Here is a 22,046-nt window from a genome sequence, read left to right on the forward strand (position 1 = left end):
GGGGGGCAGCCCCCGACTCCGGCGTAGCGGTCAGCCCCCTCCACCATCCTTCGGATGGTCCCCCTCCCCCGATGGGGGAGGAATAATGAAACTGAACGACGAGCGCGCCGGGCGGCTGATTCTGGGGCTGCGGCAGCAGGGGGTCACCGACCCGCGCGTGCTGGCGGCGATGGAGTCGATCGACCGGGCGGTGTTCGTGCATGCGCGCTTTCTCGACCAGGCGTGGGAGGACCAGGCCCTGCCGATCGACTGTGCCCAGACCATCAGCCAGCCCTATATCGTCGGCCTGATGACCCAGGCGCTGGACGTGCAGCCGCGCCACCGGGTGCTGGAGATCGGCACCGGCAGTGGCTACCAGTGCGCGGTGCTGAGCCGGCTGGCCCGCTATGTCTATTCGGTGGAGCGTTATCGCAGCCTGCTGACCGAGGCCGAGGGCAAGCTGCGGCAGCTCGAGATCGACAACATCATCACCCGCCACGGCGACGGTGGCCTGGGCTGGCCGGAACAGGCCCCGTTCGACCGAATCATGGTCACCGCCGCCTCGCCGACCGAGCCGACCGAATTGCTGAAACAGCTGAAGCCGGGCGGAATTCTGGTGGCCCCGGTGGGGCGGACCTCGGTGCAGATGCTGCACCGCTACACCGGCCAGCCGGACGGCTCGTTCCAGCGTGAGAGCCTGAGCGAAGTGCGGTTCGTGCCGCTGGTCGAGGGCACGGCCAAGGAGGGGTGACCGGGGACGGTTAACCTTTTCGCCCAATTTTGGCACGTTTTGACGGGTTGGCTTGTCGGGACGGACCGGGCAAACCGGATACGGACTATTCGCGTGCGACACGAAAGGGACGGCATGACCGGCTTCAAGACCTGGACCAGAGTCCTGATCATCGCCGGGGCGGTGCTGACCACAGCCGCCTGCGCCAGCTATCCCGAAGCGCCGCGCTATTCGACCCGCCCGACCCTGCCCGGGCAGGGAGCGTATCCGCAGGGCGACGTCGCCCGCCCGGTGCCGCCGCCGTATGAGGCCCCGCCGCCGGCGCGGGCCCCGAGCGAACGCATCGACGGCGGGGCCCTGCCGCCGCCGGCCGCGGGCAGCGTGACCCCGGCCTATCCGGACGCGGCCTATGACGCCCCGCGCCGCACGGCTCCGCCGCCGGCGGGCAGCGCCGCCCTGTCGGCCCGCGCCGGCTACGAGATCCAGCCCGGCGACACCCTGTCGGGCGTCGGCCGTCGCTTCCAGGTGCCGGTCCAGACGCTGATCGACCTGAACAACCTGGGGCCGCGCGGGGCCATCACCATGGGCCAGCACCTAACCCTGCCGGACACGGCGGTCGATGTGGGCCCCGACCCCTATGCGACCGGGCCCTCGCCGGTCGGGGTCTATGTACCGGAAGCCGGCACCCCGCCGCCGCCGCCGCCCCCGCCGCCGTCGGGCAATGCCGCCATGCCGGCCCGCCAGCCGGCGGCCACGGCCACCCCGGCCGCGCCGACGGCCGCCGGTGTGACCCTGGAATGGCCGGTGCAGGGCGACATCCTGCGGCGCTTCGGCCCGGTCGGCATGGGCGAGCGCAACAACGGTATCAATATCGGGGCCCCGGCCGGCGCCGAGGTTCGCGCCGCCGCGCCGGGTCGGGTCGGCTATGTCGGGGACGACCTGGCCGGGCAGGGGCTGACGGTTCTGGTCGTGCACCGCGACGGCTGGCGCTCGGTCTACGGCCATCTGGGCTCGGCCACGGTGCGCGACGGCGACGACGTGCGGGCCGGCCAGCAGATCGGCACGGTCGGCACCACGGCCGGCGACGGACGGCCCTCGATCCATTTCGAGACCTGGCGGATGCGCGGGGACGAGCCGACGGCGATCGACCCCCTGACGGTGCTGCCGCGCTAGACCGTAAATTCAGGCGGCACGGCGCGTTGCAATGTCGGTCGGCGCACCCTAGTTTCCGCGCCTCATTTTAAGGGAGCGCCGGCGACGGGCTCCGCGACCAAGGAGAACGCTGTGCAGGGTATTCTGGAGGGACCGTTCGGGACCCTGATCTTCTTCGTCCCCGTCATCGTTCTGTTCTACTTCATGCTGATCCGTCCGCAGCAGCAGCAGGCCAAGCGCCATCGCGAGATGATCGCCGCCGTCAAGCGCGGGGACACGGTGGTCATGTCCAACGGCATGGTCGGCAAGGTCACCCGCGTCGAGACCGACGAGGCCATGGTCGAGATCGCCCAGGGCGTGAACGTCCGGGTCATCAAGGCCATGATCGCCGAGGTTCGGAATCGCACCGCCATCGCCGCCAACGACGCCAAGGCCTGACGTCACCCTGTAAAGGCCCGGGACTCTCCCAATGATCCATCTCTCACGCTGGAAGGTCATCCTTCTGGCCGCCACGCTCGCCTTCGGTCTGCTGTTCGGTTACGCGAATCTGCTGAGCCCGGCGCAGCGCGATGCCCTGCCGGGCTGGCTGCCGAAGAACACCCTCAACCTCGGTCTCGACCTGCAGGGCGGTTCCTACCTGCTGCTCGAGGTCGATGTGCCGGCCATGCGCGAGAAGAAGGTCACCAACCTGATCGAGGACGTGCGCACGACCATGCGCGAGGCCCGGATCAGCACCAACAACCTGGAGCGGGAAGCGGGCGGCGTGATCGTGACCGTGTCCGACGCCGGTCAGTATGACGCGGCCTTCACGGCCCTGCGGACGCTGGCGGGCGGCTCGGGGTCCAATGGCGTGGCCGAGCGGCAGGTCCAGCGCCTGTCCGGCAACCGCATCCGCTTCGGCTTTACCGACGCCATCCTGAACAGCATGAGCGCCACGGCGGTCGACCAGTCGATCGAGGTGGTGCGCCGCCGCGTGGACAAGACCGGCACCAAGGAAATCTCGATCACCCGCCAGGGCGCGGACCGGATCGTCATCCAGGCCCCGGGCGAGAGCGATCCCGAGGCGCTGGAGCGCATCATCGGCCAGACCGCCCAGCTGACCTTCCAGATGGTGGATGTCGAGAATTCGGTCGAGGACGCCCTGGCCGGGCGGATCCCGCCGGACTCCGAGCTGATGTATGGCGAGGCCAACGAACCCTATCTGGTCAAGCGCCGGGTACTGGTATCGGGCGAGAACCTGACCCAGGCCACGGTCACCACGGACCAGAACAACCGGCCGGCCATCGGCTTCCGCTTCGACGGGGCCGGCGCGCGCCGCTTCGCCGTGGCCACCGCCGCCAACATCGGCAAGCCGTTCGCCATCATCCTCGACGGCAAGGTGATCTCGGCCCCGCGCATCAACAGTGCGATCACCGGCGGCCAGGGCATCATCGAGGGGGGCTATACGATCGCCTCGGCCTCGGAGATGGTGAACCTGCTGAACGGCGGGGCCCTGCCGGCCCCGTTGAAGGTCGAGGAGCGCCGCACCGTTACCGCCGAACTGGGGGCCGACGCCGTCGCCGCCGGCCAGCTGTCGACGGTGATCGGCTTCATGATCATCCTGGTCTTCATGTTCGGTGCCTACGGCCTGCTGTTCGGCGGCATCTCGGTGCTGGGACTGGTCCTGAACGGCCTGCTGATCATCGCTGCCATGTCCCTGACCCAGGCGACCCTGACCCTGCCCGGTATCGCCGGTCTGGTGCTGACGTTCGCCGTGGCCGTGGACGCCAACGTGCTGATCTATGAACGCATGCGCGACGAGGCCCGGGCCGGTCGCTCGGTGATCGCCTCGATGGACACCGGCTTCAGCAAGGCCTGGGGCACGATCATGGACGCCAACGTCACGACCCTGGTGGCCGCGGCCATCATGTTCGCCTTCGGGGCGGGTCCGGTGCGGGGCTTCGCCTGGACGCTGAGCATCGGCGTCGTCACCTCGATGCTCTCCGCGATCCTGACGGCCCAGGTCATGCTGGCCTTCTGGCTCAAGGTCGCCAAACCCAAGAAACTGCCGATCGCGGAGTGATGAGCATGCGTGGATGGCCCCTGATCAAACTTCTGCCGAAGAAGACGAATTTCCAGTTCGTCAAATATGCCCGCGTCGCCGCGGTGTTTTCCGTGGTGCTGTGCGTCGCGTCGCTGGTCAGCGTCATCATGCCCGGCCTGAACATGGGCATCGACTTCCGCGGCGGCGCGGCGATGGAACTGACCCGCAGCGGCGGCCAGACCCTGGACCTGGGCGCGGTGCGCGGCGCGGTTGACGCGCTGAACATCGGCGAGGTCGGGGTGCAGGGCATCGATACCGACAGCAGCGCCATCGTTCGCTTCCAGATTCCGGAAGGCCAGGAGCAGACCGTGGTCGTGCAGCGCGTGCAGGCGGCGGTCAGCGCGGCGGTCGGTGACGTGACCTTCTCGGGCGTTTCGGTCGTGGGGTCCAAGGTCTCGGGCGAATTGTTCAGCAAGGGCCTGTGGGCCCTGGGCATGGCCGTGGTGCTGATGTTCGCCTACATCTGGTTCCGCTTCGAGCCGCAGTTCGGCTTCGGGGCCGTGGCCGGTCTGGTCCACGATGTGATCCTGACCTTCGGCCTGATCGTGCTGTTCAAGCTGGAGTTCAACCTGAACATGGTGGCGGCCATCCTGACCGTCATCGGCTATTCGATGAACGACACCGTGGTCGTGTTCGACCGCCTTCGCGAAAACCTGCGCAAGTACAAGACCATGCCCCTGGGCGAGGTGATCGACCTGTCGATCAACGAGACCCTGTCGCGGACGATCATCACCGGGATGACGGCGGTGATGGTGCTGGCGGCGCTGGCGGTCTACGGCGGCGTGGCCCTGTTCGGCTTCTCGCTGGCCCTGATGTTCGGCATCATCATCGGCACCTATTCGTCGATCTACGTCGGTGCACCGATCATCCTGCTGTGGGGTGTACGGCGCGGCGCACGGGACGAGGACGCCACGCCGGTCAAGCTGGGCATGGCCAGCCGGCCCTAGTCTGGAATCGGGCGGGCTGGACACGGTCCAGCCACGCCCCGGCGCCGGCTGTATTCCCGCCGGGCCCGCCCGGCGCTATCATCACGAATCGTCGCGTTTCGCGCCGCCTTGGGAGGGGCTGGTCATGGGCAATCTGCTTTCGAATTTCCGCAACACCATTCTGCTGAGCCTGGTGCTCGCCGGGGTGATGATCTTCGCCTTCGGTCAGGTCTCGCCCGGCGGTTTTGACGGTCTGTTCTGGCAGGCGGTGCTGCGCTGGACCCACGTCCTGGCGGGGATCCTGTGGATCGGCCTGCTGTACTATTTCAACTTCGTCCAGATCCGCGTGATGCCGGCGATCCCGGCCGAGCTGAAGCCCGCGGTCGGCAAATACATCGCGCCCGAGGCCCTGTTCTGGTTCCGCTGGTCGGCGCTGGCCACCGTCGTCGCCGGCCTGGCCGTCATGTTCAGCCGGGGTCATGCCTATGCGATCGAGGTGCTGTCGTTCGGTCTGGCCGCCGGCCTGACCGAGGACCAGAAGGGCTACACCCTGATGGGGATCGGCGTCTGGCTGGCGATCGTCATGTTCCTCAACGTCTGGGGCATTATCTGGCCGAACCAGAAGCGCGCGCTGGGCATCATCGTCGTCGATGACGACGCCAAGGCCAAGGCGGCCCGGGTCGCCATGCTGGCCAGCCGCACCAATACGCTGCTGTCGCTGCCGATGCTGACCTCGATGGCGATGTACCAGACGCTGTTTGGCTGATCCCGCCATGACGGGGGGGCGGCAGGCATTGGGTCGCATCGCGCTCGGCCTGCTGGTCACCGGCGAACTGATCCAGCTGGGCGCGATCCTGTGGGGCGGTGCCGTCTATCCGGGATACGATCACGTCCGGCAGCATATCAGTGAGCTGGGGGCCACCGGGGCGGTGACGGGCCCGGCGGTCAGCTGGTGGGGCTTCGTGCCCAGCGGTCTGTTCATGGGCGGCTTCTGCCTGATCGCCGCGTGGCTGCTGCGCCGGAGCGGACTGGCGGTGACCGCCTGTCTGCTGCTGGGCTGGTACGGACTCAGCCTGTCGGGGGCGGGCGTCTATCCGTGCGCCTTCGAATGTGCGCGCAGCGAGATCACCTTCAACGCCATGATGCACGACCTGGTCGGCGGCACCGGCTATCTGACCGGAATCATCGGCATGGGACTGGCCGGCCTGTGGGCGCGCCACGGCCGTGCGTCATGGCTGGCCCCGCTCGGCGCGATATGTGTCGTCATCGCCATGGTCGGTTTCGGGGCCATCATCGTCGAGGCGGAAATGGGCGGGCTGTTCCAGCGTGGGCTGGAGGGCGCGATCGCGGTGTTCCTGCTGGCCTTCGGATGGGCCCTGGCCCGGGGCCGCCTGACGCCACCGGCCGCGCAGGCGGCCGCCGGGTCGTGAGCGGGACCGGTCTCGACGCCCAGGTCCGCGCCGCCGATACCGACCGCTGGCTGTCCAGCCGGTTCGTGACCGATCCGCGGGCGCGCGCGGACCTGATCGCCCTCTATGCCCTTGAGGCCGAACTGCTGGCCATTCCGACCCGGGTAACCCAGCCGCTGCTGGCCGAGATGCGCTACGTCTGGTGGTGTGAGCAGCTGGACGGGGTGTTCGCCGGCACCGCCCGCAAGGGCCATCCGGTGCTGGAGGCCCTCACCGATGTGGTGGCGCGCCACGGCCTGGGGCGCGCGCCGTTCGACGCCCTGATCGCCGCTCATGTCGGGCGGGTGCACGGCGAGCCGCACGATCTCGACGCCTTCTATGTCGGGCCGATGCAGGCGGCGGTGCAGGTGCTGGCCGGACCGGGGCATCAGGACCGGGTGGTCGCGGCCGGGCGGATGTGGGGGCTGGGGCAGGTCGGGCGAACGGATGAGGCGCGGGCCCTGCGCGCGTCGGCCAATGTCGCCCTGAAAGCCCTGCCGGCCGAGGCCTTTCCGGCGGTGGCCCATGCCGCCCTGGTCCGCAGCGATGCCCCCGATCCGGTCAAGCGGCTGCGGTTGACGTGGAGCGTGGCGACCGGGCGGATCTGACCCCCGGTCCTTGCCATCCACCGGTGATCCCGCCTAACGATGGTCGTTCAGCGACTGATCGCTCTTGGGGGACCCATGACTCTTCGCCAGATTTCCATGGCCGCGCTGGCGGCTGCCGGCCTCGCCTGTCTGCCCGCCGTGGCGATGGCCGCGACCCCGGCCACGACGGTCACCGGCGTTGCGATCGCCGCCGCCGTCACGGCCGAGGCCGATAACAAGGCCGTGGTCGAGACCCTGTACCGGGCCTTCGCCGCCGGCGACGGGGCCACGATCCGCGGGATCCTGTCGCCCGACATCGTCTGGATCGAGGCCGAAAGCGGTCCCTATGCCGATCTCAATCCCTACACCGGCCCCGCGGCCGTATTCGAGGGGGTGTTCGGGCGGGTCGGCCAGCAGTGGCAAGGGTTTACCGCGACGCCGGAGACGATCCTGGCCAGTGGCGACCGCGTCGTCTCGCTGGGTCGATATGCCGGGATCAATATCGCGACGGGTGAGGCGCTGGACGCCCAGTTCGCCCATGTCTTCACCCTGTCGGGCGGCAAGATCGTCGCCTTCCAGCAATATACCGACACCGCGCAGTGGGTCGACAAGGTGACGCCCGACTGACGAACCGCGGCGATCGCCCGGTCGGTCAGCGCGTCGGAAATTCGCTGACAGTGGCCGGCCACACGGTCCGGTTGGGCGACCGCTCGAAGGCCCAGCGGATCAGGCGGGCGGTATTGCGCGCCGCGCCGCGCAGCAGCGGGCGCGGCAGACCGCCCGGGTGCGGCGCGTGCATCGCCCGGGCCCAGTCAGGCAGCAGGTCGAGGCCGGCCTGCATGATCACCCCGGCGGCGATGTCGACAGCGGGCGATCCGACGGTCTGGGCCATGACCAGGGCCGCGACCTCATGGGTGCGGGCATCGGCGCGGAGTTGGGGGCGGTACGACTGGATCAGGGCTTCGGCGGCGGCGCGGGTGCGCGGCAGGGGGTCGGCCCCCAGCGCCTGACCGATGCAGGCCATCTCGGCGAAATAGGCGTCCTGTTCGGCCAGCGGCATGGCCGGTTCGGCATAGCGGATCCAGGCGTCGAGGAAGCTGATCGTCTCGGTCACATGGACCCAGGCCAGCAGGGCCGGGTCGGTGACGCGGTAGGGGGTGCCGTCCGGCAGGGTGCCGCCCAACCTGGCGTGGATGCGGTTGACCTTGTCGAGGGCGGCGCGGCCGGCATCGGCATGGTCATAGGTGGTGCGGGCGATGAATTTGGCCGTACGCCGCAGCCGGCCGTGCATGTCGGAGCGGAAGTCCGAATGGTCCCAGACCCCGGCCAGGACCGCCGGGTGCAGCATCTGCAGCAGCAGACCCGAGACCCCGCCGATCATCATGGTGACGACGTCGCCATTGACCCGCCAGGCGACGCCGTCGACCGGGAACAGGGCGTCGGCGCGGCGCAACACCGGCCGCTCGCCCTTGTCGGCGTCGTTGAAGACCTCGGTGATCCGGCGACGGATCAGGACGCGGACGGGGTCGAGCACCGGGGTCAGCCTTCCGTGCGTTCCAGCTTTTCGATGCGGCGGTCCATGTCGGCGACGACGCCCTCCAGCCGCTGCTTTTCCGAGGCCATGTCGACCGGGGTACCGTCCTCGTAGGTGATCTGCGCGCCCTTGGAGATCAGGTCGAGGCGGAAGATGGCCGTGACGCGCCGGGCGCGGAAGCGCTCGAGTTCGGGACTGGGAGTCGTCATCACCCCGCATCCCGCCAGGCCTTGAGGGCTTCCAGCGCCCGGATGCTCATCAGTCGTTTCTTGGCGCGGCCGCGTTGCTTGAGCGGGATTTTTTCCCCGGCCTCGTCGACCTTGGGCGCTTCCAGCGGCGGCAGCAGGCCGTAGTTGATGTTCATCGGCTGGAATTTGGAGATGCCGCCGGGGCCGTCGAGGTGGCCGCCGGTGATGTGTTCGACGAGCGCCCCCATGGCGGTGTGAACCGGCGGAGCCTCGATCGGGCGACCCAGGCGTTCGGCGGCGGCGAGGCGGCCGGTCAGCAGGCCCATGGCGGCGCTCTCGACATAGCCCTCAACCCCGGTGACCTGGCCGGCGAAGCGCAGGCGCGGCATGGCCTTCAGCCGCAGCTGGCGGTCCAGCAATTTGGGGCTGTTGAGGAAGGTGTTGCGGTGCAGGCCGCCGAGGCGGGCGAACTGGGCCTCGTGCAGGCCGGGGATCATGCGGAACACCTCGGCCTGGGCCCCGTGTTTCAGCTTGGTCTGGAAGCCGACCATGTTGAACAATGTGCCCAGCGCATTGTCCTGACGCAGCTGGACGATGCCATAGGCCTTGACCTGGGGGTCGCGCGGATTGGTCAGACCGACGGGCTTCATCGGGCCATGGCGCAGGGTCTCGCGGCCACGCTCGGCCATCACCTCGATCGGCAGACAGCCGTCGAAATAGGGGACGTTCTCCCAGTCCTTGAACTCGGCCTTGGGGCCGTCCAGCAGGGCGTCGATGAAGGCCTCGTACTGTTCCTTGTTCATGGGACAGTTGACGTAGGCGGCGGCGTCCCCGCCCGGGCCTTCCTTGTCGTAGCGCGACTGACGCCAGGCGATGTCGAAATCGATGCTGTCGGCGTGGACGATGGGGGCGATGGCGTCGAAGAAGCTGAGGCTCTCCTCGCCCGTCAGCTCGAGAATGGCGGCGGCCAGGGCCGGGGAGGTCAGGGGGCCGCTGGCGACGATGACATTGTCCCAGTCTTCGGGTGGCAGGCCGGCGATCTCCTCACGGACGATGGTGATCAGGGGGTGGGCTTCCAGTTCGGCGGTGACGGCCTGGGAGAAGCCGTCGCGGTCGACGGCCAGGGCCCCGCCGGCGGGCACCTGATGGGCGTCGCCGCAGGCCATGATGATGGAGTCCAGCGCCCGCATCTCGGCGTGCAGCAGGCCGACGGCATTGTGCTCCCAGTCATCGGAGCGGAAAGAGTTGGAGCAGACCAGCTCGGCCAGTCCATCCGTGTGGTGGGCGTCGGTCTTGACCCCGGGCACGCCGCGCATCTCGTGCAGGATGACCGGGACGCCGGCCGAGGCGATCTGCCAGGCGGCCTCGGACCCGGCGAGACCGCCGCCGATGATGTGGATGGGGGCGGGAAGGGAGGCTGTCATGGGCGGCTTCTAGCCTTGCCGCTCCAACCGGGCTAGCGTGGCCGTGGGCAATAGGGGGGTCTAATGGCCAGATTTTCAATCGGTACGGCATTCGGTGACGCATTTCGCCTGGTCGGACGTCGGCCAGTGTCGGTTCTCGTCTGGGGTTTGCTGATCCTGCTGCCGTCGGCCGGAGCCGTCCTGGTCACGCTGCCGATGATTGCGGAGGCGATCGCCTCGTCCGAGGCCGGCCGGGATCCCGACTTCACCGGGATGATCCAGTTGCAGGGCGTGAGCGGCCTGCTGCACATCGTCCAGCTGCTGGTGATGGCCGTGGTCTATACCGCCGTGATGCGGGCGATCATCCGGCCGAGGGAGACGGCCGTCTTCTCCCTGCGGCTCGGCATGGACGAGCTGCGCGTTGCCGTGGTCGGGGTCGCGGTGTTCATCGGCGTCTATGTCGCCCTGATCGTGCTGGTGCTTTTGGGCGCGGCCGTCGGCTATGCCGTTTGGCAGCTGAACTCTCCGGGCAACTGGATGGCGATCACGGCCCTTGTGCTGGTGCTGATCCTGGGAGTCTGGCTGATGCTGGCGCGGATCAGCCTGATCGCGCCGGCCAGCGTGCTGTACCGCGATTTCGCCTTCGTCCAGGGCTGGCGTCTGGGGCGGGGCCAGACCTGGCCGCTGTTCGGCATGATGCTGCTGCTGGTGGTGATCATCCTGCTCGTCGAGCTGGCCGTGGCCATCGCGGCCCTGGCGGCCTTTGGCGTCGGAGCGGCCTTCATCAATCTGGAGAGTATCGAGGTCTGGGCCAATCCGGCCAACTGGGGTGACCCGGTTCCCTGGCTGATGGCCAACTGGATCGTGTGCGCCCTGGGTGGGCTGGTGCTGTCGTTTGTCTACGGCCTGCTGCTGACCCTCGGGCTCGCCCCGTTTGCCTCGGCCTGCCGCCAGCTGGCGGACAGCAGCGCGCCGGCGCCGGTGTCCGAGCCCGGGACGGACCCCACCCCGACAGCGGAACCGGCGCACGCGCCGGAACTTTGAACCAGACCAGACGCGCAGGAGATATATGATGAGTTTTTCCGCCACAGAGGCCGCGTTCGAGGGCTTCCGCCTCGTCCGGCGCAATCCCCTGGCGCTGGTCGCCTGGAGCCTGCTCTACGCCGTCGTGAGCGTGGCCAGCCTGTTCGCCATGTCGCGCGCCATGGGCCCCCTGGCCCGGGTCACCGAAATGGCCGAGGCCATGGAAGGGGTGACCTCGCCGCCGCCTGCGGACGTGGCCGCCCTGTTCCAGGCGATGGGCAGCCTCTTCCTGAGTATCGGCTGGCTGTTCCCGGTCTCGATCATCGTCAGTGCCATGTTGGCGGCCGCCGTGGCGCGCGGCGTGCTGAACCCCAGGGCGGGCGGGTTCGGCTACCTGCGGCTCGGCATGGACGAGGTGCGGGTGGTGGTCGTGACGGTGGTGCTGTCGCTGCTCTGGATCATCCTGTTCGCGGCCCTGATCTTCGCGGTAGGCCTCGCCGCGGGCCTCGCCCAGGCCTCGGGCAATCGCATCGCCGTCCTGGTGGCGGTGGTCGTCGGGCTCGCCGGTGTGGCCCTGTCGATCTGGTTGGCCGTGCGGCTTTGTCTCGCCGTTCCCATCACCGTGGCCCAGAAGCGGATCGCGATTTTCGATTCCTTCCCGGTGACCAAGGGGCGGTTCTGGCCCCTGCTCGGCATGATCATCCTGACCGCGGTGATGGTGGTGATCATCGGCGTCCTGTCCTCCATCATCACCATGCCCCTGGCGATGATGTCGGGCCTGGCCCCCTGGTCGCTCGGCTCGGACGGGTCGGATCTGGCGGCCCTGCAGGCCCGGTTCGACATCACCAATCCCTGGGTGATCGCCAGCGCCTTCGTCGAGGCCGTGGTCTATGCCCTGACCGTCGGGGTGCTGTATGCGCCCTTCGCCGCCGCCTACCGCGACATCACCGGTTTCGGCGTCGCGGAGCCGACGGCCTGAGGCCGGCGGCGGCGGATCAGGCCCGGGTCCTGGCCCGGCCCGGGCCGGCCTTGACCCTGGCATCGGCCGTCAGCGCCGCCACCCGCGCCTTGCGGCGGGTTTCGTGGCGGTCGAGCACCTCCTTGAGGTAGCGGCCGGTCCAGCTGTTCGGGTCGGCAGCGACCTGTTCCGGCGTGCCGGTGGCGACGATCTCGCCGCCGCCCTCGCCACCCTCGGGACCGAAGTCGAGCAGCCAGTCGGCGACCTTGATCACATCCAGATTGTGCTCGATGACGACGATCGTGTTGCCGGCCTCGACCAGTTCCTGCAGCACTTCCAGCAGCTTGCGGATGTCCTCGAAATGCAGGCCGGTCGTCGGCTCGTCGAGGATGTAGAGGGTCTTGCCGGTGGCCCGTTTCGACAGCTCCTTGGACAGTTTGACGCGCTGGGCCTCGCCGCCGGACAGGGTGGTGGCCGACTGGCCGACCTGGACATAGCCGAGACCGACCCGTTCCAGGGTCAGCATCTTGTCGCGGATCGGCGGCACGGCCTTGAAGAAGGCCGCGGCCTCCTCAACCGTCATATCCAGAACGTCGGAGATGCTCTTGCCCTTGAAGACGATTTCCAGCGTCTCGCGATTGTAGCGTTTGCCCTTGCAGACGTCGCAGGTGACATAGACGTCCGGCAGGAAATGCATCTCGATCTTGATCAGGCCGTCGCCGGAACAGGCCTCGCAGCGGCCGCCCTTGACGTTGAAGCTGAAGCGGCCGGGGCCGTAGCCGCGGGCTTTTGACTCGGGCAGGCCGGCATACCAGTCGCGGATCGGGCCGAAGGCCCCGGTATAGGTGGCCGGGTTCGAGCGCGGGGTGCGGCCGATCGGGCTCTGGTCGATGTCGATGACCTTGTCGAAATTCTCCAGCCCCTCGATCCGGTCGAAATTGGCCGGGGCGTCCGAGGCATTGTGCAGGCGGCGGGCGGCGGCCTTGTACAGGGTCTCGATGGTGAAGGTGGACTTGCCGCCGCCGGACACGCCGGTGACGCAGGTGAACAGGCCGACCGGGATCTCGCCGGTCACGCTCTTGAGATTGTTGCCGGTGGCCCCGCTGATCCTGAGCATCTTCTTGCGGTTGATCGGGCGACGCCCGTCGACGGGCAGGGCGATCTCGCGTTCGCCGGACAGGTATTTGCCGGTCAGGGATCCGGGATTGGCCAGCACCTCGGCCGGGGTGCCCTCGGCACAGATCTCGCCGCCGTGGATGCCGGCGGCGGGGCCCATGTCGATGACATAGTCGGCGGTCAGGATGGCCTCCTCGTCATGCTCGACCACCAGCACGGAATTGCCGAGGTCGCGCAGGCCGCGCAGCGATTCCAGCAGGCGGGAATTGTCGCGCTGGTGCAGGCCGATCGAGGGCTCGTCGAGCACATAGAGGACGCCGGTCAGGCCCGAGCCGATCTGTGAAGCCAGCCGGATGCGCTGGCTCTCGCCGCCGGACAATGTGCCCGAGGCGCGCGACAGGCTGAGGTAGTCGAGACCGACGTTGTTGAGGAAGCGCAGCCGGTCGCTGATCTCCTTGAGGATGCGTCGGCCGATCTCCAGCTGTTTGTCGCTGAGGCTTTCGGCCAGGGTCGAGACCCAGAGGTAGGCCTTGGAGATCGACAGGGCGCTGATGTCGGCGATGTCGGCACCGTCGATGCGGACAGCCAGGGCCTCGGGCTTGAGGCGTTTGCCGCCGCAGGCCTCGCACGGGGTCTCCGACTGGTAGCGACCCAGTTCCTCGCGCACCCAGGCGCTGTCGGTCTCGCGCCAGCGGCGCTCCAGATTGGGCAGCACGCCCTCGAAGGTCTTGGAGACCTCATAGGTGCGGGCGTTGTCGTCATAGACGAATTTGATCTTCTCGGAGCCGGTGCCGCGCAGGATCACGGACTGGGCCTGTTCGGGCAGGTCGCGCCACGGCTTGTCCATCGAGAAGCCGTAGTGGCGCGCCAGGGCCTGCAGGGTCTGGGTGTAGAGGGGCGAGGGCCCCCTGGACCATGGCGCGACGGCCCCCTTGTGCAGGGCCTTGTCGCGGTCGGGGATGACCAGATCGGCGTCGAAGGCCAGTTTGACGCCCAGGCCGTCGCAGGTCGGGCAGGCCCCGAACGGATTGTTGAACGAGAACAGGCGCGGCTCGATCTCGGCGATGGTGAAACCGGAGACGGGGCAGGCGAATTTCTCGGAGAAGACGATGCGACGCGGCTCCTCGCCGTCGGGCGGACTGGCCCATTCGGCGGTGGCCAGGCCATCGGCCAGGTTCAGGGCGGTCTGCAGGCTGTCGGCATAGCGGGCCTCGAGCCCGGCCTTGGTGACGATGCGGTCAACGACGATGTCGATGTCGTGTTTGAACTTCTTGTCGAGAACCGGCGCGTCCTCGATGGCGTAGAATTCGCCGTCGATCTTGAGCCGCTGGAAGCCGGTGCGCTGCCATTCGGCGATCTCCTTGCGGTATTCGCCCTTGCGGCCGCGCACGACCGGGGCCAGCAGCAGCAGGCGCTCGCCCTCGGGCAGGGCGGTCAGCTTGTCGACCATCATGGAGATGGTCTGGCTCTCGATGGGCAGGCCGGTGGCCGGCGAATAGGGCACGCCGACCCGGGCCCAGAGCAGGCGCATATAGTCGTGGATCTCGGTCACCGTGCCGACGGTCGAGCGCGGGTTCTTCGAGGTGGTCTTCTGTTCGATCGAGATGGCCGGCGACAGGCCCTCGATCAGGTCGACATCGGGCTTGCCCATCAGTTCGAGGAACTGGCGGGCATAGGCCGAGAGGCTCTCGACATAGCGGCGCTGGCCCTCGGCATAGATGGTGTCGAAGGCGAGCGAGGACTTGCCCGAGCCGGACAGGCCGGTCATCACGACCAGCTTCTCGCGCGGGATATCGACGTCCACGCCCTTGAGATTGTGTTCGCGGGCACCGCGGACGCGGATGAAATTATGTTTTTCGGTCATGGAATCCGGAAACGCGGGGGGCCGGGCAGGGTTCGGGGCGACACCGCTATATGGGGATCAATTCGCGGGTTTCAGCAAGAACAATATGGGAACATTGCGCCGGACCAGCGGCCCGCTCCATTCGGCCCCGGAGAGGTGAGGTTCCCGTCGCCGCCAGACCGAGATCATCTGCAGCCCGGGTCGGCCGGATCGCCGCTCCGGTCCGGCCGATGCGAGGCTGTCCGAAATTTAACGGGTTCCGGGCCCGTTTCCGTTGGATGGTGGGATCAATCAGCCCGAGGCTGTCACACCGAGCCGTCCAGGAAGTGGTCCATGAGAATTCCGTTCAACGCATCCCTGTTCGCCGTTCTGGTCCTGTCGGTCGCGGTCCTTCCAACGGTCGCGGCCGCCCAGTCCGGCGAGGACTATCGCGCGGCCTTCCACCCCGATCAGTTGAAGGGCCCCGCTGTCGGCACCCCGAACGAGGTGCTCGTTCTCGGGACGCAGCACCTGTCCGTACTTGGCGACACGTTCCGGCCCGAGATGCTGGAGCCCCTGCTGATCCGGCTTGAGGCCTGGGGGCCGACCGTTATCGCAACCGAGAACCTGTCAGGTCTCCAATGCGACAGCCTGCGCCGCTATCCGAGCCGCTACGCCGACTCTGTGGCGGGCTATTGTCCCGATCCCACCGCGGCGGGGCTGGCAACCGGACTGGATGTGCCGGCGGCCAATGCCGAGGTAGAGCGGATTCTGGCGTCCTGGCCCGACCAGCCGCTGCCCGGACAACGGCGCCGGCTGGCGGCGGTCTTCCTGGCCGCGGGAGAACCGGGCTCGGCGCTTGTGCAATGGCTTCGACTGATCCCGGACGAGCGGCGGGCGGAAGACGGCCTGACGGATACGCTTGTGGCGAATCTGAATCGTCGCAAGAACAGTCCCAACGAGACCAACCTCATCGCCGCCGTCCTGGCTGCGCGCCTCGGCCTGGAACGGCTGTGGAGCGTGGATGACCATTCGGCGGACACCCCGGATTCGGCCGAGCCGGAGGCTTCCAGTGCCGCGATCATGGCGGCCTGGGACAATCCCGCGACCCATGCCCGCAAGGAGGCCGATGCCCGCCTGACGGCCGGCCTGGAACGCGAGGACGGCGTGCTAGACATGTACCGCGCCTACAATGCCCCCGAAGCGGCGATGCTGGTCTATCAGTCGGACTTCGGTGCCGCCCTGATGGAGCCGTCATCGCAGGGCTTTGGTCGCAGCTACCTGGCCTATTGGGAGACGCGCAACCTGCGCATGGTGGCCAATATCCGGGACGTGCTGGGACGGAAGCCGGGCACCCGGCTGCTGGCGATCGTGGGGGCGTCCCACAAGGGGTACTACGAAGCCTATCTCGACCAGATGCATGACGTGCGGCTGACGGACGCCATCGCCGTGCTGCAGTGACGGGACGGGTTCCTGACGCAGGCGCCTACTGGTCTGAGGATTGCGGCGGTACCCATGCCTCGGTCGGCCGCACATAGCGTTCGCCCTTGCGCAGCAGCACGCCATTGGCCCCGGCGATGCCCAGTTCCAGGCTTTCGGCGATCCGTTGGGCCCGTTCGATGAAATGATCGGCCGCCGCCGGCGGGCACAGCTCGCGCGCCGTGGCCCGGAACAACTCCAGCCAGCGGTCGAAATGACGGCCGTCGACCGGCAGGGGCAGGTGTTTGGGCATGGGGCGACCGTGATAGACGCCGCTCATCAGGGCCACCGATGACCAGAACAGCTTCATCTGGGCCAGATGGGGACCCCAGTCGCGGATGCGAGCATCGAAGATCGGCCCGATCAGGCTGTCGGCGCGCACCCGGTCATAGAAGCCATCGACCAGTCGGGCGATCATCGCTTCATCGATGCCGGTCTCGGTCTCGATCCGCTCCCGGGCGGCGTCGCGTCGGGATTCCGGCGGATGGGCATTCGGATCGGGCGACAGGGTCATGGCCGATGACATAGGCGCTCGGGCCGTCGTCGGCCATCGGGGCGCGACACCGGGTCGCCGTCACCCAACCGTGAGGGGAACGGCCTTGCGGTCGGTGACGTCAGACGCCATTCTCATCGTCTCGCGTTTGTACAAGAGGCAGCTTCCCATGATCCACGCCCTGGAAATCGGTCTGGCCCTTTCCGTCGTTACGGTCGTGGCCGCGCTGGCCTCGCTCGCTGCGCGTCCCGGACCGGTGCCGGTTCGGGTTCGCGCGAACCGCACGCGCCGTCACCCGGAAGCCTGAACCGCGAATAGCCGAAACCGTTGACCGGACGTCGCGGGCGGGTCAGCCCCAGCCGGTGACTTCGCCCTGGCGTCGCCGCACGGGTGTCGCCGGGACCGGTACCGGCATGACCGGCTCGGCCGACGGGCGACCGAACAGATAACCCTGGCCCATGTCGATGCCCAGCGCACGGACCGCATCGGCCTGCGCCTCGGTCTCGATCATCTCGGCGATGGTCGAGACCTTCAGCGACCGGCACAGACCGACCAGATGGCCGAGCAGGGTCCGGGTACGCGGATTGTCGACGACGTCACGGATGAAGCTGCCGTCGATCTTGACCACGTCGACCGACAGGCTCTGCAGATATTCGAACGAGGCCGCGCCGACACCGAAATCGTCGAGGCAGACCATGATCCCCGCGTCGCGCAGACTGGCGATCCGGCAGTTCGCCGCCTCGAGATCGCCCACGGCGGCGGTCTCGGTGACCTCGACCATCAGACGGGCGCGGACCTCGGGGTGCGGCTGGGTCAGTTTCAGCAGCGTCCGGACATAGGTGTCGTTGGTCAGGGACACGCCGGAAATGTTCACGGCCACCTTCAGATGGGTGAAGCCGGGTCGACGCATCTGCTTGAGCGCCTTGTCGAGCACGGCCAGGTCGAATTTGTCGATCAGGCCGAGATCCTCGGCCATGGCAACCGTGCCGGCCGGGCCCGCGTCGCCAAAGCGGGCCAGGGCCTCAAGGTGATGGGTCTCGCCGGAAACAAGGTCGACGATCGGCTGGAAATGCAGGGCGAAATCGCCCTTGCGGACAATGGCCGTGAAGCGCTCGGCCTCCTTCAGCGTGGACTTGAGATGGTCGGAGAAGACCTGATCGGGGCGGGCGGTGTCGCCGCTTTCGATACAGGCCTTGAGCGCGACCCTGAGTACCCGCATGACCAGCCCGGGCGGGAGGCCGGCATCGACCCCGGCCTGGGTCGCGCTCGGCGCGAGCGTCAGGCCTTCGGCCGCCCCGGCGTCCCGGACCTGATCGGCCAGGGTCGCGGTGTCGTCATTCGGATTGCGCAGCACGGCAAAGCGTTCCGGGGTCAGGCGCGCGGCGCTGGATCCGTCGATGGAGGCGGATTGCAGCGCCGCCTCGATGCGGGCCTCGGCGCGCTGGTGCTGTTCGTCCTGGCCGGGGATCAGGCCGGGGATGTCGACGAAGGCCAGGGCCACGTCCTCGCTGCTCCGGCCCTCGCTCAGCGCCTGCTGGACGCGGTTGATCAGCCCTTCGGCATCCAGCATGGGCGGAGCCTGGGGCACCGCCAGGCAGAAGGGCGCGCCGTCATAGATCAGGGCGCAGGACACGGCCGGCGCGATCTCGGGCAGGCAGAAGGTGCGCAGGCGGGCGCGCCGCACATGGTCGGCGTCGCAGCTCACCAGGATGTCGATCGGAAGGGAACGGACGCCCGGCTGCAGATCCGCCAGGGCTTCGGTGACGAGGACGCCGCTGGCCTTGCCGAGCAAGGCGACGAGCGGGCGACCGATCCAGTCGGTGCCCGGGTCGATCCCGGACGCGGGTCCGGCCCCGATGGCCATGACGACACAGCCGTCGGCATCGATTTCGATCAGGGTGTCGGCCGAGGCGAAGGCCAGTCCCAGCAGGCGACGGGAAATGCTCATCTGCGATCCTTGCGCCCGCAACCGTAAAGGCCGGGCCGACGAACGCGGTTAACCGAATCTGTTCAGGCGGTACGGTTCATGGCGACGGCGCGGGCGTCGCTGGCCGAGGCCTGTCCGGACGCCCCATAGGCCGAGGGGGAACCGCGGACACTGGCGACCTCCTCGGCAATGGCCTTGACCAGACCCTCGGAAATGACCCGGGCCGCCTCGACGGCGAGAACGTGCCGGGCCAGGACGGCCTCAAACGCTTCGGTCGCGCGGATCAGCGCCTTGCGTTCGCTGAGGCCGCCACCGGCGAAGACCTTGGGATTGGCCTTCACCTGGGCCGACTCGCGTCGGTAGAGGTTGGCCAGTTCGCGGGTTTCGGCCATGCCGCCGGCGACGTCCTGGGGGCGGCGGGCCTCGAAGGCGCGGGATTCCTCGACCAGTCGCCCCGTCAGGCGTTCGGTCAGGGTGATGAGCTGGCGAAGGTGGCCGGTCGCGTTGAGATCGGCGGCCGCGTCCGCGGCGCTGCGGGGGGTCATGGGTTTTGCTCCTGCATCTTCAGCATTTCGGACATAACCCGGTCGGCAAGGCCGATGCCGCCGGCCCGGACCGTCTGTTTGGCCATGGCGTCGACGAGGAAGCCGCGCCAGGTCGACTCGGCCTCACCGCCCCCGAACGGGCCGTCGGTCGACAGGCCCTCGAACATCGGCTTCAGCATCTGGGACAGGAAGGAGGCCTCGAAGGCTTCGGCGGTCTCGCGGGTCCGGGCCATGGCCGCAGGCGAGGCGACCGGGCGCTGGGTCAGCGGCTGCAGCAGGGCGGCGGGGACGGACAGGTCGCTCATGTTCACATCACCTCGATGTCGGCCTGGAGGGCCCCGGCGGCCTTGATCGCCTGCAGGATGCCGATCATGTCGCGCGGGCTGACCCCGAGGGCGTTGAGGCCGTTGACCAGGGTCGACAGCGAGGTCGTGCCGTTGACGATGCGGATCTCGCGGCCGAGTTCTTCCTCGACGGTGACCGTCGATTCCGGGACGACCGCGGTCTCGCCGCGACTGAAGGGCAGGGGCTGGCTGACCTGGGCCGTTTCCTGCACCGAGATGGTCAGATTGCCCTGGGCGATGGCCACGGTGGAGATGCGGACGGCGTCGCCCATGACGATGACGCCGTTGACCTCATCGATGATCACCTTGGCCGGGACGTCGACCCGGACCGACAGGTTTTCGACCTGGCTGATAAAGCCCGCCATGCCCATCTGGCCCGGCGCGCGCAGGGCGATGACGGTGCCGTTCTCGGCCATCGCCGTGCTGGGGTAGACCTGATTGATGGCCGCGGCGACGCGCTGGGCCGTGGTGAAGTCGGGATTGCGCAGGGTCAGGCGGACCTCGTCCATATTGGCCAGCTCAAAACCGGTCTCGCGCTCGACCACGCCGCCCGAGGCGATGCGACCGGCGGTGGGGACGCCACGGGTCACCGAGGAGCCGGACCCGCCCGAGGCCGAGACGGCCCCGGTCTGGATCGAGCCCTGGGCCACCGCATAGACCTCGCCGTCCGCACCCTGCAGGCTGGTGACCAGAACCTGGCCGCCGAGCAGGCTCTTGGCGTCACACATGGCCGCGACATTGACGTCGATGCGCGAGCCCGGGGTCGAGAAGGGCGGCAGTTCGGCGGTCACCATGACCGCGGCGATGTTCTTGGTATTGGCGTTGGTGCCCCGGATATTGACGCCCTGGCGTTCCATCATCCCTTCGAGCGACTGTCGGGTCAGGGGGCAGTTGCGCAGCGAATCCCCGGTACCGTTGAGGCCGACGACCAGACCGTAGCCAACCAGCTGGTTGGTGCGGACGCCCTCGACCGCCGCGATGTCCTTGATTCGGGACTGGGCCGCCACCGGGGTGGCGATCCCGGCCAGGACGAGCGGGGCAAGAAAGGCGGCGAGCAGTTTTTTCATAGGTCGGAGGTCCACTGACGACTGTCGTGATTAACCCTGCGAGGATCGTGCCGCGTAAATAACGCAACAATAACAGTGATCGGCCCGTTTGAAGCCCACATCCCCACGGCAAAAACTGCCGGGGCATTAACCAAACAGTGACGGTCCGCGGCGACTGTCGGTCATCAGTTGGAGTTCACCCGCATGAAGGTCACCGGCCCCTCGGGTCCGTCGTCAGCCTCATCCTCCGCCCGGCCTTCGCGCAGCGGTGGCGGCTTTGCCCTGCCCGCATCCGGCGCGGCGGCCCCGGCCGGTGCGGCCGCCGCCTCCGGCGGCGTGTCCGGCGTGGCCGGAGTCTCGGCCCTGATGGCCCTGCAGGGGGTCGAGGACGTAACCGAACGCCGCCGTCGGGCGATCCGGCGCGGCAATGGCCTGCTGGACCGGCTCGAGGAGGTCAAGCTGGCCCTGCTGTCCGGCGAGCCGGGCGAGGGGGCGCTGGAGCGCCTGGCCCGCGGCCTGCGCGAAGAGCGGACCCTGGACGGTGACGCGGATCTGGACGGCCTGCTGGATCAGATCGACCTGCGCGCCGCCGTTGAACTGGCCAAGGCCGATCTACGCCGCACTGCAACATAGATTACCGAATTCAACGGGATATTCTCTTCCGGGAGGCGAAAGTGAGGAAGAAATGTCACGTTTTCCGCCGGAGACACAGTTGTTGACATCACTCTAGCGCGAACCGCGTTGCGACGACTCTTCACCCCTCCTATAGGCAGTCCTGCGCCGCAGGGGGGTGCTTAGGAAGAAGAGCGTGAGTGCGATGAACGCATTAGCGTCGACAGTCGACGATGGCGGGTCTGCTTACAAGCCCAGCGATGACGAGCCGTTCATGAGCGAGCGACAGCTCGCCTATTTCAAGCAAAAGTTGCTGATCTGGAAGGAAGACATCCTGCGTGAGTCGCGCGGGACCGTGGTCAACCTCCAGGCCGAGACCGAGAACCATCCGGATCTGGTCGACCGGGCCTCTTCAGAGTCCGACCGGGCCCTGGAGCTGAGAACCCGGGATCGCCAGCGCAAGCTGATATCCAAGATCGATGACGCCCTGCGCCGGATCGAGGACGGCAACTACGGCTATTGCGAGGAGACCGGCGAGCCCATTTCCCTGGGCCGGCTGGAAGCGCGGCCGACGGCGACCCTGTCGGTCGAGGCCCAGGAGCGACACGAGCGCCGCGAACGGGTCCACCGGGACGATTGATCGTCGCCTGA

General features: G+C 68.1%; 24 protein-coding genes. 15 read left to right on the top strand and 9 right to left on the bottom strand.

The features are described from left to right. Positions 1–85 precede the first annotated feature (85 nt). The 9 genes from AACZ75_RS07315 to AACZ75_RS07355 all read left to right on the top strand — a co-directional run bounded on the left by AACZ75_RS07315 (position 86) and on the right by AACZ75_RS07355 (position 7,532). Positions 86–730 carry a protein-L-isoaspartate(D-aspartate) O-methyltransferase gene (locus tag AACZ75_RS07315; protein ID WP_339872133.1) on the top strand — a complete coding sequence of 215 codons (645 nt, stop codon included), beginning with the start codon at positions 86–88 and terminating at the stop codon, positions 728–730. A gap of 93 nt (positions 731–823) precedes the next feature. After that, complete coding sequence (locus AACZ75_RS07320; RefSeq protein ID WP_339872134.1) at positions 824–1,882, top strand: M23 family metallopeptidase; 1,059 nt, start codon at positions 824–826, stop codon at positions 1,880–1,882. Positions 1,883–1,993: 111 nt separating this feature from the next. Next, entirely contained in the window at positions 1,994–2,299 is a 306-nt protein-coding gene (gene yajC, locus AACZ75_RS07325) for a preprotein translocase subunit YajC (protein WP_339872136.1), read from the top strand. A 31-nt stretch (positions 2,300–2,330) separates the two neighbouring features. Continuing rightward, positions 2,331–3,923 carry a protein translocase subunit SecD gene (gene secD / locus AACZ75_RS07330; protein WP_339872138.1) on the top strand — a complete coding sequence of 531 codons (1,593 nt, stop codon included), beginning with the start codon at positions 2,331–2,333 and terminating at the stop codon, positions 3,921–3,923. Further along, on the top strand, positions 3,923–4,891 hold the full coding sequence (secF, locus tag AACZ75_RS07335) for a protein translocase subunit SecF (protein ID WP_339872140.1): 969 nt from the start codon (positions 3,923–3,925) through the stop codon (positions 4,889–4,891). The genes secD and secF overlap by 1 nt, the downstream gene beginning before the upstream one ends. 124 nt (positions 4,892–5,015) lie before the next feature. Further along, positions 5,016–5,636 (top strand): hypothetical protein, encoded by a 621-nt coding sequence (locus AACZ75_RS07340; RefSeq protein WP_339872141.1) that lies wholly within the window; start codon positions 5,016–5,018, stop codon positions 5,634–5,636. Next, positions 5,629–6,300: a DUF998 domain-containing protein gene (locus AACZ75_RS07345; RefSeq protein WP_339872142.1), complete on the top strand. Its 672-nt coding sequence runs from the start codon at positions 5,629–5,631 to the stop codon at positions 6,298–6,300. Before AACZ75_RS07340 ends, AACZ75_RS07345 begins: the two co-directional genes overlap by 8 nt. Next, positions 6,297–6,926: a squalene/phytoene synthase family protein gene (locus AACZ75_RS07350; RefSeq protein ID WP_339872144.1), complete on the top strand. Its 630-nt coding sequence runs from the start codon at positions 6,297–6,299 to the stop codon at positions 6,924–6,926. Before AACZ75_RS07345 ends, AACZ75_RS07350 begins: the two co-directional genes overlap by 4 nt. A 75-nt stretch (positions 6,927–7,001) precedes the next feature. Further along, entirely contained in the window at positions 7,002–7,532 is a 531-nt protein-coding gene (locus tag AACZ75_RS07355; protein WP_339872145.1) for a nuclear transport factor 2 family protein, read from the top strand. Between the two features lie 25 nt (positions 7,533–7,557). On the opposite strand, the gene AACZ75_RS07360 is transcribed toward AACZ75_RS07355, so the two are convergent. From AACZ75_RS07360 to trmFO, 3 genes are read right to left on the bottom strand one after another with little or no spacing between them, the layout of a single operon-like run. Then, positions 7,558–8,439 carry an oxygenase MpaB family protein gene (locus tag AACZ75_RS07360; RefSeq protein WP_339872146.1) on the bottom strand — a complete coding sequence of 294 codons (882 nt, stop codon included), beginning with the start codon at positions 8,437–8,439 and terminating at the stop codon, positions 7,558–7,560. 5 nt (positions 8,440–8,444) lie between these two features. Next, positions 8,445–8,648 (bottom strand): hypothetical protein, encoded by a 204-nt coding sequence (locus tag AACZ75_RS07365; protein ID WP_339872147.1) that lies wholly within the window; start codon positions 8,646–8,648, stop codon positions 8,445–8,447. Beyond that, the gene (gene trmFO, locus AACZ75_RS07370) at positions 8,648–10,051 is read right to left on the bottom strand and encodes a methylenetetrahydrofolate--tRNA-(uracil(54)-C(5))-methyltransferase (FADH(2)-oxidizing) TrmFO (RefSeq protein ID WP_339872148.1); all 1,404 of its coding nucleotides are present in this window, start codon (positions 10,049–10,051) and stop codon (positions 8,648–8,650) included. Before trmFO ends, AACZ75_RS07365 begins: the two co-directional genes overlap by 1 nt. 126 nt (positions 10,052–10,177) lie before the next feature. Here trmFO and AACZ75_RS07375 point away from each other — a divergent pair, with 126 nt between their 5' ends. Beyond that, positions 10,178–11,074 carry a hypothetical protein gene (locus AACZ75_RS07375; protein WP_339872149.1) on the top strand — a complete coding sequence of 299 codons (897 nt, stop codon included), beginning with the start codon at positions 10,178–10,180 and terminating at the stop codon, positions 11,072–11,074. Positions 11,075–11,102: 28 nt separating this feature from the next. Beyond that, positions 11,103–12,032: a hypothetical protein gene (locus AACZ75_RS07380; protein WP_339872150.1), complete on the top strand. Its 930-nt coding sequence runs from the start codon at positions 11,103–11,105 to the stop codon at positions 12,030–12,032. Positions 12,033–12,048: 16 nt separating this feature from the next. On the opposite strand, the gene uvrA is transcribed toward AACZ75_RS07380, so the two are convergent. Further along, the gene (gene uvrA, locus AACZ75_RS07385) at positions 12,049–14,991 is read right to left on the bottom strand and encodes an excinuclease ABC subunit UvrA (protein WP_339872151.1); all 2,943 of its coding nucleotides are present in this window, start codon (positions 14,989–14,991) and stop codon (positions 12,049–12,051) included. A 312-nt stretch (positions 14,992–15,303) separates the two neighbouring features. Between uvrA and AACZ75_RS07390 the strand changes: the two genes are divergently transcribed. Beyond that, positions 15,304–16,410 carry a DUF5694 domain-containing protein gene (locus tag AACZ75_RS07390; RefSeq protein ID WP_339872152.1) on the top strand — a complete coding sequence of 369 codons (1,107 nt, stop codon included), beginning with the start codon at positions 15,304–15,306 and terminating at the stop codon, positions 16,408–16,410. 25 nt (positions 16,411–16,435) lie between these two features. On the opposite strand, the gene AACZ75_RS07395 is transcribed toward AACZ75_RS07390, so the two are convergent. Further along, a complete protein-coding gene (locus AACZ75_RS07395; RefSeq protein WP_339872154.1) occupies positions 16,436–16,942 on the bottom strand; it encodes a group III truncated hemoglobin in 507 nt (168 codons plus the stop codon). 148 nt (positions 16,943–17,090) lie between these two features. On the opposite strand from AACZ75_RS07395, the gene AACZ75_RS07400 reads away from it, so the two are divergent. Beyond that, positions 17,091–17,228: a hypothetical protein gene (locus tag AACZ75_RS07400; RefSeq protein ID WP_339872155.1), complete on the top strand. Its 138-nt coding sequence runs from the start codon at positions 17,091–17,093 to the stop codon at positions 17,226–17,228. A 42-nt stretch (positions 17,229–17,270) separates the two neighbouring features. Here the strand turns inward: AACZ75_RS07400 and AACZ75_RS07405 are convergent, their stop codons facing one another. The 4 genes from AACZ75_RS07405 to AACZ75_RS07420 all read right to left on the bottom strand — a co-directional run bounded on the left by AACZ75_RS07405 (position 17,271) and on the right by AACZ75_RS07420 (position 20,804). Further along, positions 17,271–18,869 carry an EAL domain-containing protein gene (locus AACZ75_RS07405; RefSeq protein WP_339872156.1) on the bottom strand — a complete coding sequence of 533 codons (1,599 nt, stop codon included), beginning with the start codon at positions 18,867–18,869 and terminating at the stop codon, positions 17,271–17,273. A 62-nt stretch (positions 18,870–18,931) separates the two neighbouring features. After that, on the bottom strand, positions 18,932–19,393 hold the full coding sequence (locus AACZ75_RS07410; protein WP_339872157.1) for a flagellar basal-body protein FlbY: 462 nt from the start codon (positions 19,391–19,393) through the stop codon (positions 18,932–18,934). Next, positions 19,390–19,698: a rod-binding protein gene (locus tag AACZ75_RS07415; RefSeq protein WP_339872158.1), complete on the bottom strand. Its 309-nt coding sequence runs from the start codon at positions 19,696–19,698 to the stop codon at positions 19,390–19,392. Before AACZ75_RS07415 ends, AACZ75_RS07410 begins: the two co-directional genes overlap by 4 nt. A gap of 2 nt (positions 19,699–19,700) precedes the next feature. Beyond that, positions 19,701–20,804: a flagellar basal body P-ring protein FlgI gene (locus AACZ75_RS07420; protein WP_339872159.1), complete on the bottom strand. Its 1,104-nt coding sequence runs from the start codon at positions 20,802–20,804 to the stop codon at positions 19,701–19,703. A 183-nt stretch (positions 20,805–20,987) separates the two neighbouring features. Between AACZ75_RS07420 and AACZ75_RS07425 the strand changes: the two genes are divergently transcribed. Then, positions 20,988–21,416: a flagellar assembly protein FliX gene (locus AACZ75_RS07425; protein WP_339872160.1), complete on the top strand. Its 429-nt coding sequence runs from the start codon at positions 20,988–20,990 to the stop codon at positions 21,414–21,416. A gap of 184 nt (positions 21,417–21,600) precedes the next feature. Further along, positions 21,601–22,035 carry an RNA polymerase-binding protein DksA gene (dksA, locus tag AACZ75_RS07430; RefSeq protein WP_339872161.1) on the top strand — a complete coding sequence of 145 codons (435 nt, stop codon included), beginning with the start codon at positions 21,601–21,603 and terminating at the stop codon, positions 22,033–22,035. Positions 22,036–22,046 lie beyond the last annotated feature (11 nt).

It is taken from the genome of uncultured Brevundimonas sp., assembly GCF_963975535.1.
Lineage (GTDB): Bacteria > Pseudomonadota > Alphaproteobacteria > Caulobacterales > Caulobacteraceae > Brevundimonas.

Bases quoted from the DNA above. Each gene is read 5' to 3' on its own strand.
- dksA (WP_339872161.1), top strand. From the start codon at position 21,601: ATGAACGCATTAGCGTCGACAGTCGACGATGGCGGGTCTGCTTACAAG.
- AACZ75_RS07400 (WP_339872155.1), top strand. From the start codon at position 17,091: ATGATCCACGCCCTGGAAATCGGTCTGGCCCTTTCCGTCGTTACGGTC.
- AACZ75_RS07315 (WP_339872133.1), top strand. From the start codon at position 86: ATGAAACTGAACGACGAGCGCGCCGGGCGGCTGATTCTGGGGCTGCGG.
- AACZ75_RS07355 (WP_339872145.1), top strand. From the start codon at position 7,002: ATGACTCTTCGCCAGATTTCCATGGCCGCGCTGGCGGCTGCCGGCCTC.
- AACZ75_RS07390 (WP_339872152.1), top strand. From the start codon at position 15,304: ATGAGAATTCCGTTCAACGCATCCCTGTTCGCCGTTCTGGTCCTGTCG.
- AACZ75_RS07410 (WP_339872157.1), bottom strand. From the start codon at position 19,393: ATGACCCCCCGCAGCGCCGCGGACGCGGCCGCCGATCTCAACGCGACC.
- AACZ75_RS07365 (WP_339872147.1), bottom strand. From the start codon at position 8,648: ATGACGACTCCCAGTCCCGAACTCGAGCGCTTCCGCGCCCGGCGCGTC.
- uvrA (WP_339872151.1), bottom strand. From the start codon at position 14,991: ATGACCGAAAAACATAATTTCATCCGCGTCCGCGGTGCCCGCGAACAC.
- AACZ75_RS07415 (WP_339872158.1), bottom strand. From the start codon at position 19,698: ATGAGCGACCTGTCCGTCCCCGCCGCCCTGCTGCAGCCGCTGACCCAG.
- AACZ75_RS07340 (WP_339872141.1), top strand. From the start codon at position 5,016: ATGGGCAATCTGCTTTCGAATTTCCGCAACACCATTCTGCTGAGCCTG.
- AACZ75_RS07380 (WP_339872150.1), top strand. From the start codon at position 11,103: ATGAGTTTTTCCGCCACAGAGGCCGCGTTCGAGGGCTTCCGCCTCGTC.
- AACZ75_RS07420 (WP_339872159.1), bottom strand. From the start codon at position 20,804: ATGAAAAAACTGCTCGCCGCCTTTCTTGCCCCGCTCGTCCTGGCCGGG.
- AACZ75_RS07405 (WP_339872156.1), bottom strand. From the start codon at position 18,869: ATGAGCATTTCCCGTCGCCTGCTGGGACTGGCCTTCGCCTCGGCCGAC.
- AACZ75_RS07425 (WP_339872160.1), top strand. From the start codon at position 20,988: ATGAAGGTCACCGGCCCCTCGGGTCCGTCGTCAGCCTCATCCTCCGCC.
- secF (WP_339872140.1), top strand. From the start codon at position 3,923: ATGAGCATGCGTGGATGGCCCCTGATCAAACTTCTGCCGAAGAAGACG.
- secD (WP_339872138.1), top strand. From the start codon at position 2,331: ATGATCCATCTCTCACGCTGGAAGGTCATCCTTCTGGCCGCCACGCTC.
- trmFO (WP_339872148.1), bottom strand. From the start codon at position 10,051: ATGACAGCCTCCCTTCCCGCCCCCATCCACATCATCGGCGGCGGTCTC.
- AACZ75_RS07395 (WP_339872154.1), bottom strand. From the start codon at position 16,942: ATGACCCTGTCGCCCGATCCGAATGCCCATCCGCCGGAATCCCGACGC.